This is a genomic window from Streptomyces sp. NPDC059851 (genome assembly GCF_042732005.1).
In the GTDB taxonomy this organism is placed as follows: domain Bacteria; phylum Actinomycetota; class Actinomycetes; order Streptomycetales; family Streptomycetaceae; genus Streptomyces.
The window spans coordinates 1-15,404 of sequence record NZ_JBHWJJ010000054.1 but is presented as its reverse complement, the minus strand read 5'-3'; the positions used below and the strand labels follow the sequence as shown (position 1 = coordinate 15,404).

The 15,404-nt window shown below is 74.0% G+C and carries 16 protein-coding genes and 1 tRNA gene; 13 read left to right on the top strand and 4 right to left on the bottom strand.

All coding sequences use genetic code 11. The features are described from left to right. Positions 1-45: 45 nt before the first annotated feature. On the bottom strand, positions 46-1,062 hold the full coding sequence (locus ACFV7Q_RS19880; protein ID WP_385430045.1) for a saccharopine dehydrogenase family protein: 1,017 nt from the start codon (positions 1,060-1,062) through the stop codon (positions 46-48). A gap of 64 nt (positions 1,063-1,126) precedes the next feature. Here ACFV7Q_RS19880 and ACFV7Q_RS19875 point away from each other — a divergent pair, with 64 nt between their 5' ends. The 10 genes from ACFV7Q_RS19875 (at position 1,127) to ACFV7Q_RS19830 (ending at position 9,418) form a co-directional block, all read left to right on the top strand. Further along, positions 1,127-1,753, top strand: a complete 627-nt coding sequence (locus ACFV7Q_RS19875; RefSeq protein ID WP_385430043.1) for a TetR/AcrR family transcriptional regulator — start codon at positions 1,127-1,129, stop codon at positions 1,751-1,753. Between the two features lie 82 nt (positions 1,754-1,835). After that, positions 1,836-2,267, top strand: coding sequence for a VOC family protein (locus tag ACFV7Q_RS19870; RefSeq protein ID WP_385430041.1), 432 nt, complete (start codon positions 1,836-1,838; stop codon positions 2,265-2,267). A gap of 187 nt (positions 2,268-2,454) precedes the next feature. Next, positions 2,455-3,327: a CAP domain-containing protein gene (locus ACFV7Q_RS19865; protein WP_385430039.1), complete on the top strand. Its 873-nt coding sequence runs from the start codon at positions 2,455-2,457 to the stop codon at positions 3,325-3,327. 201 nt (positions 3,328-3,528) lie between these two features. Next, a complete protein-coding gene (locus ACFV7Q_RS19860; RefSeq protein ID WP_385430038.1) occupies positions 3,529-4,092 on the top strand; it encodes a hypothetical protein in 564 nt (187 codons plus the stop codon). Between the two features lie 303 nt (positions 4,093-4,395). Beyond that, the gene (locus ACFV7Q_RS19855; protein WP_385430036.1) at positions 4,396-5,160 is read left to right on the top strand and encodes a thioredoxin family protein; all 765 of its coding nucleotides are present in this window, start codon (positions 4,396-4,398) and stop codon (positions 5,158-5,160) included. Next, positions 5,157-5,771, top strand: a complete 615-nt coding sequence (locus ACFV7Q_RS19850) for a TlpA family protein disulfide reductase (RefSeq protein WP_385430034.1) — start codon at positions 5,157-5,159, stop codon at positions 5,769-5,771. Before ACFV7Q_RS19855 ends, ACFV7Q_RS19850 begins: the two co-directional genes overlap by 4 nt. After that, positions 5,768-6,550: a cytochrome c biogenesis CcdA family protein gene (locus ACFV7Q_RS19845; RefSeq protein WP_385430032.1), complete on the top strand. Its 783-nt coding sequence runs from the start codon at positions 5,768-5,770 to the stop codon at positions 6,548-6,550. Before ACFV7Q_RS19850 ends, ACFV7Q_RS19845 begins: the two co-directional genes overlap by 4 nt. 79 nt (positions 6,551-6,629) lie before the next feature. Further along, positions 6,630-7,244 carry a hypothetical protein gene (locus ACFV7Q_RS19840; protein WP_385430030.1) on the top strand — a complete coding sequence of 205 codons (615 nt, stop codon included), beginning with the start codon at positions 6,630-6,632 and terminating at the stop codon, positions 7,242-7,244. A gap of 42 nt (positions 7,245-7,286) precedes the next feature. Continuing rightward, positions 7,287-8,015 carry a response regulator transcription factor gene (locus tag ACFV7Q_RS19835; RefSeq protein ID WP_385430028.1) on the top strand — a complete coding sequence of 243 codons (729 nt, stop codon included), beginning with the start codon at positions 7,287-7,289 and terminating at the stop codon, positions 8,013-8,015. After that, entirely contained in the window at positions 8,012-9,418 is a 1,407-nt protein-coding gene (locus tag ACFV7Q_RS19830; protein ID WP_385430026.1) for an ATP-binding protein, read from the top strand. The genes ACFV7Q_RS19835 and ACFV7Q_RS19830 overlap by 4 nt, the downstream gene beginning before the upstream one ends. 34 nt (positions 9,419-9,452) lie before the next feature. Here the strand turns inward: ACFV7Q_RS19830 and ACFV7Q_RS19825 are convergent, their stop codons facing one another. Continuing rightward, on the bottom strand, positions 9,453-11,063 hold the full coding sequence (locus ACFV7Q_RS19825) for an FAD-binding oxidoreductase (protein ID WP_385430024.1): 1,611 nt from the start codon (positions 11,061-11,063) through the stop codon (positions 9,453-9,455). A gap of 88 nt (positions 11,064-11,151) precedes the next feature. On the opposite strand from ACFV7Q_RS19825, the gene ACFV7Q_RS19820 reads away from it, so the two are divergent. Both ACFV7Q_RS19820 and ACFV7Q_RS19815 read left to right on the top strand, forming a co-directional pair. Beyond that, positions 11,152-11,817, top strand: coding sequence for a TetR/AcrR family transcriptional regulator (locus ACFV7Q_RS19820; protein ID WP_385430022.1), 666 nt, complete (start codon positions 11,152-11,154; stop codon positions 11,815-11,817). A gap of 7 nt (positions 11,818-11,824) precedes the next feature. Beyond that, the gene (locus ACFV7Q_RS19815) at positions 11,825-12,883 is read left to right on the top strand and encodes a phytase (protein ID WP_385430020.1); all 1,059 of its coding nucleotides are present in this window, start codon (positions 11,825-11,827) and stop codon (positions 12,881-12,883) included. A 54-nt stretch (positions 12,884-12,937) separates the two neighbouring features. Here the strand turns inward: ACFV7Q_RS19815 and ACFV7Q_RS19810 are convergent, their stop codons facing one another. Together ACFV7Q_RS19810 and ACFV7Q_RS19805 are read right to left on the bottom strand one after the other, a co-directional pair. Beyond that, complete coding sequence (locus ACFV7Q_RS19810; RefSeq protein WP_385430018.1) at positions 12,938-14,278, bottom strand: phosphatase PAP2 family protein; 1,341 nt, start codon at positions 14,276-14,278, stop codon at positions 12,938-12,940. A gap of 183 nt (positions 14,279-14,461) precedes the next feature. Next, positions 14,462-14,535: transfer RNA gene (locus ACFV7Q_RS19805), tRNA-Pro, on the bottom strand. A 211-nt stretch (positions 14,536-14,746) separates the two neighbouring features. Between ACFV7Q_RS19805 and ACFV7Q_RS19800 the strand changes: the two genes are divergently transcribed. Beyond that, positions 14,747-15,148 (top strand): DUF309 domain-containing protein, encoded by a 402-nt coding sequence (locus ACFV7Q_RS19800; RefSeq protein ID WP_385430016.1) that lies wholly within the window; start codon positions 14,747-14,749, stop codon positions 15,146-15,148. The last annotated feature ends 256 nt before the right edge of the window (positions 15,149-15,404 follow it).

The window sequence follows — 15,404 nt, the reverse complement described above, 5'->3', positions numbered from 1 at the left end:
CCCCAGGGGTATTCCGGGGGGTATTCCGTCCGGGGCGCCCCGCCGTCACCCTCCCGGCGGCCCGGCGAGGCGCTGGAAGGCGACTCCGTGCTCCGCCAGCTCCTCCGGGAGGTGGGCGAGGGCGGGGAGCTGCTCGATGTGGTGGACCCCGGCGGGCAGCGACCCGGTGAGCACCTCGCGGGTGACGTACGCGGCGACCAGTCCGGTGACGCGGCTCTGCGCCCGCCCGGTGAGCGCGTACGCCGCGTGCGCGCCACCGCGCCGGGCGTCGACCCGTACGGCGAAGCCGTCGCCCCCCGCGTGGACCCTGCGGAAGACGGCGGTCAGGGCCTGCCGCACCACGGATCGGCCGGCGGCCCGCCGCAGCGCGAAGAGCGTGGCGGTCAGCAGCCCGGAGTCCAGGCAGAGGCGGGTGGTCACCTGCGCGGCTCCGAGCGTGCGGGGCAGCGTGTACTGGTCCGAGAAGGGGAAGGGGTAGGCGGTGCGGGGGCCGTATCCGGGCAGCTCGGCCCGGACCGGACGGGCCGTCGCCGGTTCGGCCAGGTGCTCGACCGTCCAGCGGACCGCGTCGGCGCCGTGCCGTTCGCCCGCGCCCAGCATCACCGTGAGGTCGATGCGCTCCGCGCCCCCGACGGCCTCGTGTGCCCGGCGGGCGATGAGGTTGGTCAGACCGGGGGCGACTCCGACGCTGATCACGGCCGTGGCTCCGCTGTCGACGGCCGGGCCGTGCAGGTCCGCGACGCCGTCGAGCAGCCGCCGGGTGGCGCCGATGTCGACCAGGTGGACACCACGCTCCAGGCAGGCCCGCGCGATCCGGCTGTCGGGCGGTTCGACGCACATCACGACCGCCGCCACGTCACCGAGGCCGTCGAGCGTCCGGCGGAAGCCGACCGGATCGGTGACGTCGACGCGGACTCCGCCGAGCCGCACCGCCCTGGCCCCGTCGCGCCCCGCGACGACGACCCGCCCGGGGAACCAGTCGCCGAGCGTGCCCGCAACCGTCGCCCCCACGGCGCCGTAACCACCGACCACCAGGACGCGACCAGATTTCACTGTAGTCATGCTCCAGTGAATAACACTGTAGTCTCACTACAGTCAAAGATCCCAGGCACCCCAGGAGAAACCGGTGGCCGCACCCCTGACCCGCGCGGAGAAGGCCCGCCGCACCCGGCAGCGGATGCTCGACGCCGCCGCACGACTGTTCGCGGAGAAGGGCTGGACCGGGACGACCGTCGAGGACATCGCCCGCACCGCCGAGGTCGGGGTACAGACCGTGTACTTCACGTTCGGCAGCAAGCGGGCGCTGCTGAAGGAGCTGTTGGACACGTCCGTCGCCGGTGACGCGGACCCCGTCGCCACGCTCGACCGCCCCTGGGCCCGCGAGGTCCTCGAAGAGCCCGACCCCGCCGCCCAGCTCGCCCTCCAGGCCGCGGGCGCCCGGCGCATCCTGGAGCGTGCCGCCCCGGTGCTGGAGGTCGTGCGGGGAGCCGCGACCGCCGACCCGGAGCTCGCGGAACTGTGGCGGATCAACCACGAACAGCGCCACGCCGTCCAACTCCGCTTCGCGCAGGCACTGCTCGCGAAGGCCGGCGGGTCCCTCCGGCACGGCCACGACGGCGCGGCGGCGGCCGACATCGCGCTGACGGTGCTCGGGCCGGAGACCTACGACCTGCTCGTCACCCGGCGCGGCTGGACCCCCGCCCGCTGGGAGGCGTGGGCCGCGGACGCCCTCGCGCGCCAGCTGCTGCCCTGACCGGTGCCGGCCCCCGCCCGCCTGGCTCGCCCGCCCGCCCGTCCACCGTACGAACACCGGACCCGCCCGCTACGGTGGCGGGATGGAACAGCGGATCAGCCTGATCACCCTGGGTGTGACGGACCTCGCCCGCGCCAAGCGCTTCTACACGGCGCTCGGTTGGCGCGGTACCGAGGTCCAGGAGACGGTCTTCCACCAGGCGGGCGGCCTGGCCCTGGTGCTGTGGGACCGCGGGAAGCTGGCCGCCGACTGCGGCCTCCCCGACGACCCGCCGGCTCGCTTCGGCGGCATCGCCCTGGCCCACAACGTGCGCACGGACGCGGAGGTCGACGCCGTCCTCGACGCCGCCGCGCGGGCCGGCGGAACGGTCACCCGGCCCGCCGCCGTCAACGCGATCGGCTTCTACTCGGGCGTCTTCACCGACCCCGACGGTCACGCCTGGGAGATCGCCCACAACCCCGGCTTCACCCTCACCGACGACGGCTCGCTCGTCCTCCCCGACTTCAACGCCTAGCCACACCAACCCCTGCCGCATTGCCGGGAGTTCCGAATCGGCAGGTTTGTCCGGCTGATTCCTCAGTCGACCCTTCGGGCTTCCTTAAGGGAACCTGAAGAACCCCTCCAGAAGGGTTTTTCCGCTGGTCACCGCCCTAGGCTCGGACGGAGTTCCGCTCCCCCTGCTCTAGTGAGGTGTTACCGGCATGAGCCGCAGCCGAACCACCGGAACCCCGTCCCGCGTCGAGGCCCGGCGGAGGAAGACGGCGCGTACCCGCATCGTCCTGTCTGTCACCGCAGCGGCAGCGGCGGTGGCGGTCGGGGTCGCCGTGGCCGACTCCGACGGTGACGCCCGCGTGGACCAGCGGGCCGGCGGGGCCGCCGGCAAGTCGTCCGCGGCGGGGACCGCCGCCGGGTCGGCTACCACCACCCCGACCACCGCCGCCCCCACCACCGAGGCCTCCGCCTCGGCGAGCCCGAGCCCCTCCGGGTCGCCCGAGGCCGGCGCATCGGCCTCCGCCACTCCCTCCGGCCCGGCGGGCGAGGAGGACACGGCGGCCAAGTCGGCCCCGAACCAGGGCAGCAAGCCCGCGAGCAAGCCCACTTCGGGCACGGGCGGCGGCTCCGGAGGTTCGGGCGGGTCCGGCGGGTCCGGGAGCTCCGGCGGGTCCGGGAGCTCCGGCGGCACCGTGAACACCGACGCCGAGTCCGCGGTCCTCGCCCTCGTCAACAAGGAGCGGTCCGCGGCCGGTTGCGGTCCCCTGAGCACGAACGCCAAGCTGAGCGCAGCCGCGCGGGGGTACAGCGACACCATGGCCCGGGCCGGCGTCATGTCGCACACCGGACCGGACGGGTCCACCATGACCAGCCGGGTGGAGGCCGCCGGTTACAAGTGGTCCAACCTGGGCGAGAACATAGCCCGCGGCCAGGCCGACGCCGACGCGGTCATGAAGGCGTGGATGAACAGCCCCGGCCACCGGGCGAACATCCTCAACTGCGCCTTCAAGGAGATCGGCATAGGCGTCCACAAGGGCGACGGCGGCCCGTGGTGGACGCAGAACTTCGGCGCCCCGAGGTAACGAGCACCCCCGGACCCCCCACACCTCCGGCCCCCCGAGCCCCGAGCCCCCACATCCCCACCCCCCTCCACCACGTCCTCCGACCCGTCCGCGGGTCCGGAGGACGTCGGCGTCGGCCGGCTCCGCGGGCGCTCCACGGGGCCCGGCCCCTTCGGGGGGAGCCGGTGACGGGCCGCCCGGCGCGTCGGCCAGTATGGGGCCGTGCCCCGACTTCCGCGTTACCTGCTCATATGGCTGTCGTGCACGGCCGCCAGCGTGACTGCCGTGCTCGCCACGGTCCAGTTCGTGGTCGGTTCGACCCGGCATACGCCCCCGGTCGCGCGGTCCGCCCCGACGGTCATCGAGACCCCGCCGGCCTGGCAGGCCGGACAGGAGGGCCCGTCGGGCCCGCCCTCCCCCACCGCGTCCGCGAGCCCCTCCCCCTCGGTGACGCAGCGGCCCTCCCCCTCGGCCGCCTCCGCCACCCCCGGCAAGGCCCCGTCGGGAACTCCCCGTACCACCGCGGCGAAGCCGGACGTCGACTGCGAGGGCGGTGCGGTGGGCCTGCACACCGTCCCCTCGCAGGGCGGCAAGGCCACCGTGCGGTACGGCAGCCGGGGCGTGTGCCTGATCTCGGCGGTCCCCAGCCGCGGCTTCAAGACCACCACCTCGCAGACCGCCGACGACACCCTCACGGTCACGTTCACCAGTGACGCCCACCGGTCGGTCATCACGGCGACGATCGACCCCGGGCCGAGGGCCAGCGTCCGCGAAACGTCGTTCTGAACCCGTCCGTACCGCTCGGCCGCCCCGGTCCCTTTCGCGGGGTTCACCACCTCGTGCGCGTCACGTGCCGGCTCCGGCGAAGCGGAAGGTGAGCTCTTCCTTAGGGCAATCTGAAGATCGCGCCGAGGGGGGTTCCGGCGGGGCCGGGCGGTCCTATGCTCGCGTCAGCCGAGCGGCCCTCGGCGCCGGGGAACGACTCCCCGGCGGACCGTGCGGGCCGCCGTTCCGCCGTCGCGGGGGGCATCCGTGCCCGTTCCCGCAGTCCGAACCGTGCCTTGGGGTGTCTTCGCCATGAGTTCCCGCATGCTCCGACCCGTCCGCGCCGACCGCCGTACGACGCCGTCCCGCTCCGCCGCGCCCCTCGGGACACGCCTGCCGCTGGCCGCCGCGGCCGTGGTCGCCGTGGGGCTCACCGCCGCCTGCGGGCCGTCCTCACAGCCCGTCGGATCCTCGAAGCCCACCGCGGCCCGCCAGTCCGCGCAGGCCCTCCCCTCCACGTCGGAATCCGCGGGCGCGTCCCCCGAGGCGTCCCCCTCGGTCTCCGCCCCTCCGTCCCCCTCGGCGTCCGCGTCCGCGTCCGCCACCCCCTCGCAGGGCGGGACCGGCTCCCCCGCCCCCGCCCGGACGTCCGCCAAGCCGACGGCCCGTTCGTCGGCCGCGCCCGCGCCGGCGACGGTCCCCGGCCCCGGCTACGACGGTTCGGCCGACGCCCAGAAGCAGATCGACGCGGCGCTGCGCGCGGCCAAGGCGGACGGGCGGATGGTGCTGCTCGACTTCGGCGCGAACTGGTGCGGCAACTGCAAGGCCGCCGACAAGGTGTTCGCCCAGCCGCAGACCGCCGCGATCCTCGGGTCGTCGTACCACATGGTCAAGGTGGACATCGGCGGCAACAGCTCCGCCAACTCCGCGCTCCTGCGCAAGTACAGCCCGTCGGGCGGCACCTACAAGATGCCCGTCCTGGTCGTCGTCTCCCCGTCCGGCACCGTGCGCACCGACACCCACGTCACGGGCAACCCGTCCCTGACCTCGGAGGGCCTGAACGCCTTCCTCCGCCAGTGGGCGTCATGAGACGGGCGGTACGGGCAGCGGCGGCCGGCCTGGCGGTCGCGGCCGGCTGCGTCCTCGCCGGCGTCCTGACGGACGACGCGGACGGCGCCGGCACCGGCGCCGGTGGGACGGACGGCGGGCGGGCGGGCTCGGTCCGGACCGCTGCCCGGGCGGCGGTCATCGACCCCGCCGCCCGGCAGGACGCGCCCGTCCTGGACGGCGAAGACCTGGACGGGAAACCGGCCGGGCTCGCCGAGTTGCGCGGCCACGTCGTCGTCCTCAACGTCTGGGGGTCGTGGTGCGGCCCCTGCCGGGCGGAGGCCGACGACCTGGAGCGACTCAGCCGACAGACCCGGGCCGACGGGGTCCGCTTCCTCGGGATCAACACCCGCGACCCGGACCGGGAGGCCGCCCGGTCCTTCGTACGGGCCCACGGCGTGACCTGGCCCAGCCTCCACGACCCCGCGGGCGGGCTCCTGCTCCGCTTCCCGCCCCCGCTGCTCAACCCGCAGGCCGTCCCCTCGACACTGGTGATCGACCGGCGCGGCCGCATCGCCGCCGGGATCGGGGGCGCCGTCACCGACGAGCAGTTGCGGCCACTGCTGGCGCGGGTGGCGGGGGAACCGTCGTGACGGCGGGCGCGCAAGCGGTGCTCGCAGCCGCGGACGCCCCCTCGCTCGTGAGCGGAACACTCCTGATCGCAGCCCCCGTGGCGCTCGTCGCGGGGCTCGTCTCCTTCCTGTCCCCCTGCGTCCTGCCCCTCGTACCGGGCTACCTCAGCTACGTGACCAGCCTGTCGGTCGCCGACCTGGCGGACCCGCGCGGCGGGCGGCGCAGCCGCATGGCGGCCGGCGCGCTGCTGTTCGTCCTCGGTTTCACCACGGTCCTGGTCTCCGGGGGTGCCCTGTTCGGCTACGCGGGCCGTTCGCTACTGGCCCACCAGGAGGCGGTCACCCAGGCGCTCGGTGTCTTCACCGTGCTCATGGGGCTGTCCTTCATGGGCTTCCTGCCGGGCCTCACCCAGCGGGAGCTGCGCAGCCACCGGCGTCCCGCGCTGGGGCTCGCCGGGGCACCCCTGCTGGGGGCGGTGTTCGCGGTCGGCTGGACCCCGTGCATCGGTCCGACGCTGGCCGCCGTGCAGGCGCTCGCCTGGAGCGAAGCCAGTGCGGCCCGCGGGGCGCTGCTGATGGCCGCGTACTGTCTGGGGCTGGGCTTGCCGTTCGTCGTGGCCGCGCTGGCCTTCCGCCGGGCGCTGGGCGCCTTCGGCCTGGTCAAGCGCCACTACCCGTGGGTCCTGCGGAGCGGCGGAAGCATGCTCGTACTCGTCGGTGTGCTGCTGGCCACCGGCGTGTGGAACGACTTGGTGTACGGGCTGCAGTCGTGGAGCGCGGACTTCACCACGGCCCTCTAGGGCTGCTGTCCGCGCTGCGGTGCCGAACCCCCACCCGAGAAACGAATTTGATCCCGTGACACGTGACACAGAGGCACACATGAACGTTTCCCCTCAGGCCGGACATGCCCGGAAGGCCCGCATCGCCGCCGCCCTCCTGTCCTTGGCGGCCCTCACCGCGTGCGGCGAGCGGTCCGCGGCGAACGCCGGCGCACCGGCATCCGCGCCCGCACGGGCATCAGCGCCCTCCTCCGCATCCACGTCCGCATCCACGACGAGCTTCAGCGAGAAGGGGGTCACCGTCACGCTCAGCGTGACGGACTGGCAGGCCTCGAAGGGCACCCTGACCGCGGTGTTCACCCCCGAGGAGAAGGGCTTCCACCTCTACAGCACCGATCTGCCGGCGGACGGCATCGAGGGCGTGGGCCGACCGACGGCCGTGTCCGTCACCGGAGTCCTCAAGGCGGAGGGCGGGTTGACGGCCGCCGCGAAGGTGCGGTCGATCAGCGTTCCCGGTGTCGGCGCCCCGGTTCCCGTCTATCCGGACGGCCCGGTCACCACCACCCTGCCCGTTCGGGCCGACGGCAACGGGGAGGCGACGGTGCTGCTCGGCTATGCGAGCTGTAGCGAACGGGACGGCTGCACCATCCCGGTCTCCGACCGCCCCGTGCGCCTGCGCATCACCGCCGACGGCCCGGTGTTCGATGCCCGCTAGGGTGCACGAGTCCCCCGTCGGCCGAGCCCCTAAGGTGTCCCCATGCCCAGCGTCCTGGTCGTGGAAGACGACCCCAGCATCCGCCAGTCACTGATCGAGGTCCTGGCGGAGCACGGGTTCGCCGTACGCAGCGCGGCCGACGGGTTCGGCGCGCTGCGCGAGGTCACCCAGACGCCCGTGGACGCGGTGGTCCTCGACCTCGGACTGCCCGATCTGGACGGGGGAGACGCACTGCGCATGATCCGGGGCATTTCTTCCGTGCCCGTACTGGTGGCCACCGCCCGCGACGACGAACGGGAGATCATCAGCCTCCTCAACGCGGGCGCCGACGACTACCTGGTCAAGCCGTTCTCCGGCGGGCAGCTCATCGCACGCCTGTCCGCCGTCCTGCGGCGCACCGGCCAGGTTCCCGCTGCCGGGCCCGCCCCGGCGGGTGCGCCGGTGGCGGCAGCGGTGGCGGAACCCCTGCGGGCCACCACCGTGGGCGAGCTGACGGTGGACCCGGGCGCGCGGACCGCGTACCTGGCCGGCCGGGAACTGCGCCTCACCCGGCGCGAGTTCGACCTGCTGGCGTTCCTCGCCCACCACACCGGCCAGGTCGTCTCCAAGCGGCGGCTGCTGACCGAGGTGTGGCGCGAGCCGTACGTGGACGACCAGACCGTCGACGTGCACCTGTCGTCCCTGCGCCGCAAGCTCGGCGAACGCGCGGCGGCCCCGCGCTACCTGCTGACCGTCCGCGGGGTGGGCATCAAACTGGTGGCTCCGCGTTGAGACGGTCGCTGGCCGGAGTGGCGCTCGCCGTGACCTCCATGGTCGCGCTGTCCTTCCTCATACCGCTGGCCGCTCTGGTGATGTCGCTGGTCAAGGAGCAGGGCGTCACGGCGGCCGAACAGCGCGCCGCGGCCCTGGCACCCGTACTCACGCTGACCACGGACCCGTCCGCACTGCGGGAGTCCGCGGCGAGCCTGGACGCGTCCGAGCACCTGGTGGTCCATCTGCCGGATTCCGGCCCGCTCGGCAGTTCGAAGGCCCCGGCCCCGCTGCTCGAACGGGCGCAGAAGGGACGGGAGTCCATCTCCCGGGAGGTCCCGGGCGGCTGGATCTGCCTCCAGCCGGTGGTGCTCCCGGGTGACCGGGTCGCCGTCATCGAGAACTTCGTCCCCGAGGAGGAGCTGACCCGCGGGGTGATGGAGTCCTGGGCGGTGATGTGCTTCCTCGCCGTGGGGCTGATCGGTGGGTCGGTGCTGGTCGCCGACCGGCTCGGCGCGAAGGTCGTCCGGTCCTCCAAGCGGCTGGCGCAGGCCTCGCGAGCCCTCGGCCAGGGCGATCTGGACACCCGTGTGGAGCCCATGGGCCCCGAGGAACTGCGGGACGCGGGTGTCGCCTTCAATGCGATGGCCCACCGGATGACCGAGCTGCTGGCCGTGGAACGCGAACTGGTCGCAGACCTGTCCCACCGGTTGCGGACCCCGCTGACCGCGCTGCACCTGGCGTCGGAGCGCATGGCCGGCACCCCGGAGTCGGCCAGGGTCGAGGCGGCGGTGGGCGAGCTGGAGGCGGAGCTCCGGGCCATCATCGCGGCGGCGCGCACCCCGCTCTCCGTGGGTCCCATGGGCCAGGGCATGCTCGGCGCGGAAGGGGCCGCGGGCCGGCCGGCCGGCGGCGCGCCGGAGACGTCCGGGCCGCGCTGCGAGGTGGCCGAGGTGGTCCGTCGCCGCACCGCGTTCTGGGCGGTGCTGGCCGAGCAGCAGGACCGGTCCTGCTCCGTCGACCTCACCCCGGAGGCCACCGCCGTCAGCCTCTCGGACGACGACATCGCCGCCGTGGTGGACGCACTGATCGGCAACGTCTTCCGCCACACCGCCCCCGGCACCCCGTTCGGCGTCCACGTCGTACGCACGGCCCAGGCCGTGGAGCTGGTCGTGGAGGACGGCGGACCGGGCATCCCCGAACCGGACCGGGCGCTGTCCCGCGGGAGCAGCACCGGTTCCACCGGGCTGGGCCTCGACATCGCGCAACGGGCCGGGACCGCCACGGGTGGGTCGATGCGCATCGGCCGGAGCCCCCTGGGAGGGGCGCACATCACCGTGACGTTCGCGCTGGCCGCGCCGGCCGTGTCCGGTCGCAGGTCGCGCATCTCCCGCCGCCGCCCGGCCCGGCCGCGTACGCGGTAGGCGGGCGAAGGGCGGCGGCCGGTGTGCTGCGGGCTCAGCCGACGAGCACGCCGGGGTTGAGGACGCCCCGCGGGTCGAGCGCGTCCTTGGCGGCGCGCAGTGCCAGGGCGAAGGGGTCGGGGCGCTGGCGGTCGTAGTGGGGGCGGTGGTCCCGGCCGACGGCGTGGTGGTGGGTGATGGTGGCCCGGTGGCGGTGCAGGACGTCGCTCGCGACGGCCTTCAGCTCGTCCCAGACGGCGGTCTCGTCGCCGGGGCGCCCCGCCGCGAGCACGGTGAAGTAGGGCGCCGCGCCGTCGGGGTAGACGTGGGTCAGGCGGCAGTTGACGGTCGCGGGGTGTCCGGTGGCCTTGAGCGCCGCCGCGCCGACCTCGGAGCGCACCGCTTCGATCAGGCCGGGGATCCGGTCCCAGGTGGCCGCGGTCTCGAAGGTCTCCGCGACGGCGCCCATCCTGGCCAGTCCGTCGCGCAGGTACGGCATCCGCAGGAAGGCCGAGCGCCAGGCGCTCACGGCTGCATCGGCCGGGGCACCGTCCACGGAGGGGGCCGCGCCGCGCCGCCCGCCGTGGGCACGGGCCAGGTCGACGGCCTGCGCGAGCCGGGCGCCGACCGGCACGTCCGCCGACTCGAAGCCGAGGACGAGCACGGCGGAGCCGTCCTGCGCGGCCCCGGAGAGCCCGGCCTCACCGGCGTCCAGCAGCCGGCAGTTGGCGGGCGCGAGGTCGGACTGGGCGACGTCCCGCACCGCCCGGAGCGCGTCGTGGAAGTCGGCGAAGGCGACGGAGGCGGACGCCTTGTGGGCGGGCCGCGGCTGGAGCCGGATCCAGGCCTCGGTGATGACGCCGAGCGCCCCTTCCGATCCGAGGAAGAGCCGGTCGGGCGAGGGGCCCGCGCCGGAGGCCGGCAGCCGCCACGAGGTGCTGGTCCCGGCGGGGGTGACGACGCCCATGGACTGGACGAAGTCGTCGATGTGGGTCCGGCCGGTGGCGTAGTGGCCGCCGGCCCGGGTGGCGAGCCAGCCCCCGAGCGTGGAGAACTCGAAGCTCTGCGGGAAGTGCCGCAGCGTCAGCCCGTGGGGCCGCAGCTGCTCCTCCAGGCTCGGGCCGAGGGTCCCGGCCTGGATGCGTGCGGCCCGGCCGGTGGTGTCGACCTCCAGGACCCGGCCCATGGCGGTCAGGTCGAGGGACAGCACGGCGCGGTGGGCGTCCCCCCGGTACTCCACGCCGCCGGTCACGCAGGACCCGCCGCCGTACGGCACGACCGCGATCCCCCGTTCCCCGGCCCAGTCCAGGAGATCGGCCACCTCCCGGTCGTCCGTGGGGCGGGCGACGAGGTCGGGTATCCGTCCGGGCCGCCCGCGCAGGGCGCGCACGACGTCGCGGTAGGCCTTCCCCATCGCGTGCGCGGCGCGGTCCTCCGGATCGGCACCGACCAGGTGCGCGAGGCTCGCCGGCGGCTGGACGGCCGGGCTGCCGATCTGCAGGTCGTGCACGCGCGGCACGGGAAGGGGCCGGGTGAGGGTGCCGGGGAGCAGGGCGCCCATCGCGGTGCATTCGGCGTCGTCGGGATGGGCGTCGGCCCACCCCCATCCCCACCAGGAGCGGGTGCGGGGCGTCGGCTGCGCTGGGGTTCCCGTGGTGCCGTCCATGGGGGTGCACTCCAAGGATCGCTGGGGCGGGGTCGGGGGGAGGAGCGAATTTACCAAGCGGTAAATTACTTACTGATAATATGGGTCCGTGGCAACCCTTTCCTCGAAAGCCGGCACCAAGGGCGTCCCGCGCGAGCAGCGCCGGCAGCAGATCCTGGCCGCCGCCACGGAGGAGTTCGGCACCCGCGGGTACGCGGGTGCCTCGCTGGCCGCGATCGCTGCGCGGGTCGGCGTCACCAAGACGCTGCTGCACCAGTACTTCGGCACCAAGGAGGACCTGTACGTCTCGTGCCTGACCCCCGTCGGGGACCGGATCCTGGGCGCCGTGGCGGAGGCGATGGGGGCGGACGGCGGGACCGGTGCCGCACCGCACACGCCCCTGCGGGTGCTCCGGGCGATCTTCACCGCGCTGGAAGGGCAGCGAGAGGCCTGGTTCGTCCTCTACGACCCCTCCCTGCCCGTGGACGGGGAGGCGGCCCGCCGTGCAGCGGACTACCGGACGCCCATCGACCGGCTCGCCGCCGACGGCACCGCCGCCGTGCTGCGCGCGGCCGGTTCCACCGACCCGTTGGACGCGGACGCGCTCATGTACGTGTGGCGCGACCTGGTCTCCACCCTCGTCCGCTGGTGGGTGAAGCACCCCGAGCAGTCCCCGGAGGCCATGACACGGCGCTGCGCCCGCCTCTTCGAGGCCGCCGCAGCCCTCACCCCCGGTTCAAGTGCCGTTCACGCGGGGCTCTCGGGGAATCCCTAACCTCCCCGTGTCCGCCCCCCGACCGGAAGGGAAGAACCCGGTGTCCTCCACCGTCTCCGCCCGCCGCGCGGCTCTCCCCGCCGCAGTCCTGGCCGCCCTGCTCGTGCCCGCGACGCCCGCCCACGCGGCCGGCGTCTCCGTCACCGCGACCGTGGAGACCGCCCCGGTCGCGCACGGCGGGGACGCCGCCGACGACCCGGCGATCTGGGTGCACCCGAGCGACCCCGCCAAGTCCGTGGTCATCGGCACCGACAAGAAGGGCGCGCTGGAGGTCTACGACATGACCGGCGCACGCCTGCAGCGGATCAGCGGCGACTACGGCAACAACGTCGACCTGCGCGGCGACATCGTCGTCTCGGCGGACGACGAGGCCGCGGGCGGCAGCGGCGCCATGCACGTCTACCGCATCGACCCCGCCACCCGAAAGCTGACCCGGCTGGCGGACGTCCCGACCGCGGTCACCGCACACGGCATCTGCCTGTACTCCTCCAAGGCCTCGGGCAAGCTGTACGCGTTCCCCAACTCCACCTCCGGCCGCGTCGAGCAGTGGGAGCTGGCCGTCAGCGGGAACTCCGTGACCGCGACCCCGGTCCGCCTGTGGGACGCGGGTTCCGCCGTTGAGGGCTGCTACGCCGACGACACCACCGGCGAGCTCTACCTCGGCGAGGAGGACGTGGGCGTGTGGATCTACGGCGCCGAACCGACCGCCGGAACCGACCGCACCCGGCTCGACTCCACCGGTCCGGGCGGCCACATCACCGCCGACACCGAGGGCATCACCGCCGCCGGGAACCGGATCTACGTCTCCTCGCAGGGCAGCGACGACTTCACGGTCTACGACCGCACCACCCACGCCCACCTCGGCCGGTTCTCCGTCGCGAACGGGACGGCCGCCGATGACTGCGAGGACACCGACGGCATCGACGCCACCGCCGCCGACCTCGGCCCGGCCTTCCCGCAGGGCGTCTTCGTCTGCCAGGACGGGTCCAACGGCGCTCCCGGCACCAGCGGCAACCAGAACTTCAAGTTCGTCCCGCTCCAGCGCATCACGGCGCACTTCGGCTGATGGCCGGGGCGCCGGCGTCCGCGTCGGCGCCCACGCCCCGGTGCACCGCGCCGCTCACACCAGTTCGGGCTGCGGTTCGCGTCGCGGTTCCGGCAGCCGCACCGGCTCGGCCTGCCGGTCCCACCGCCGGGTGGCCCGTACGTAGCCGTAGACCACCGAGGCCGTCGCCAGCACGAGCAGCGGCCCGAACACCCACGGCTGTCCGGCCATCTCCACCGACAGGTAGCGGTACGAGGTCAGGAGCGCGACGAAGACCGCGGCACCGTAGCCGACCAGCTGGATCCCCTGCCGGTCCCAGCCGCGGTCGAACGAGCGCATCGCCGCGTCGATCGTGAGGGTGAACACCACACCGGAGATGATGTCCGCGCCGTAGTGGTAGCCGAAGCCCAGGGTCGCGCCGAGCGTGGTGATCAGCCAGAACGTGCCCAGGAGCCGCAGGGCCAGGGGACCCTTGCGGGAATGCACGAAGATCGCGGTGGCCCACGCCGTGTGCAGGCTGGGCATGCAATTGCGCGGGGTGACCTCGTCGAAGGGCATCGGCTGCGGGGTACCGACCGGCGGCGGCGTGTTCGGCCACAGGTCGGCCAGCGCCCACTGGCCCCCGTCGGCACCGTAGGCGAAGATCGGCCCGACCACCGGGAAGACCATGTAGATGCCCGGTCCGAGCAGGCCGATGACCAAGAAGGTGCGCACCAGGTGGTGGCCCGGGAAGCGGCGCTCGGCCGCCACGTTGCGCAGCTGGTACAGCGCGACGATGACCGCGGCCACCGCGAGCTGGACGTAGACCCAGTCGAGCACGTGGGCGCCGACCGTGCCGGTGGCCTCGACGATCCGGCCGGCCACCCATGACGGATTGCCCAGGGCGTGATCGGCGGCCGCCACGTACGGGTCGAGCACCATGGGCCGGGTCTTCGAGGTGATCAGCAGCCAGGTGTAGCCGGTCTTGCGGCCGGCCACGAGCAGCAGGGCCAGTCCGACGCCCTTCAGCAGCAGGGCGCGCTCCCGGCCGGTGCGGCGCGTCACGGCGATGACGGCACCGCCCAGGGTCACCCACAGGGCGCCGTTGCCGAACATCATCTCGGCGCCGACCGCCCACCGCACCAGCCAGAAGACGAGGTCGATGGCGATCGCGGCACCGACCGCGAGGAACCGCTGCCGCCAGGTGAGCACCACCAGCATCAGCGTCATGCTGGCGTACAGCACCGTCCCCGATGCGGGAGCGAAGATCACCTCGCGCGCCTGGGCGGTGATCGGACCCGGCACGCCGTAACCGCGCGCGGCGATCTCCAGGGCGATGAGGAATCCGAGGGCCACCACGCTCACCGCGGCCCACAGCACCACCCGCGGCCGGCGCCATGCAGCGGACCCGGCTCCCCCGTCGATGCGCGCCAGCACGCGCGAAACCGCAGATATCAATTCTTCAGCCGATGTTCATGATTCAACTTGGTCAGCGTTGGCTCGAACATGCTAACGGAGCGGTCGGTTTCGACGTGGAGGGCGGCACCCCGGACGCACGAAAGGCCGCCCTCCCATGGATGGGAGAACGGCCTTCGATCTACGACCTGCGTTTCCGCACGGTCGGGACGACAGGATTTGAACCTGCGACCCCTTGACCCCCAGTCAAGTGCGCTACCAAGCTGCGCCACGTCCCGTTGTGCTGCTGTGGGGCTTCCCACGTGGGGTTTTACCTCCCCGGCGGCACATGCAGAACATTACCCCACGTTGAGGGGTGCGTATGCACGGGTATCCGTCGCGGGGCAGGATGGCCGCATGGACGGACGGGATCGGGACGCTGCCGGGCGGGCGCGGAGCGCACGGCCGAGGGACGGGTTGGGGCGGCCACTGCCCTACGGGGAGCCAGGCGTGCCGCGCCAGCCCGAGGGGGTGGTGCGGGCACCGGTGGAGACGGTCGCGGAGGCGCAGCGGCTGCTGGACGCCGGGATGCCGTTCCACGCGCACGAGGTGTTCGAGGACGCCTGGAAGTCCGGGCCGGCGGGGGAGGCGCCCCTGTGGCGGGGGCTCGCGCAGCTGGCGGTCGGCCTGACCCATGCCGCGCGCGGGAACGCCCGGGGCGGGGCCCGGCTGCTGCGGCGCGGGGCCGACGCCCTGGATCCCGCCCCGGTTCCGGAGGCGTACGGGGTCGACGTGCCGGGGCTGGTGGCGTGGGCGCGGGAGTTGGCGCAGCGGGTCGAGGCCGGGGGGCCTCCCGTCGACGCCGCGGCCGAGGCCCCGCGGCTGGCCCCGGCCGTCGGCCCGCGGGCTTAGTGCTCTGGCCGGAAGGGTTTGCCGGCTCACGGCGTCCGGTGCGGTGCATCGCAAGGCGGAGGGCCGCAGCTCGTAACCGGCGCACTCGCGCGGTCCGACCACGCAGCGAGGTGCCGTGCCGGGCGTCGCAAGGCGGTGAACCGTTCCGGCCAGAGCACTAGTAGTGCTTTGTTAGGTGGTGTCGTAGGGCTGCCAGGGGATGGTTTGCTGGCAGGTGGGGCAGGTGCCGGTCCAGGTGGCGATGAGGTGTTGGAGG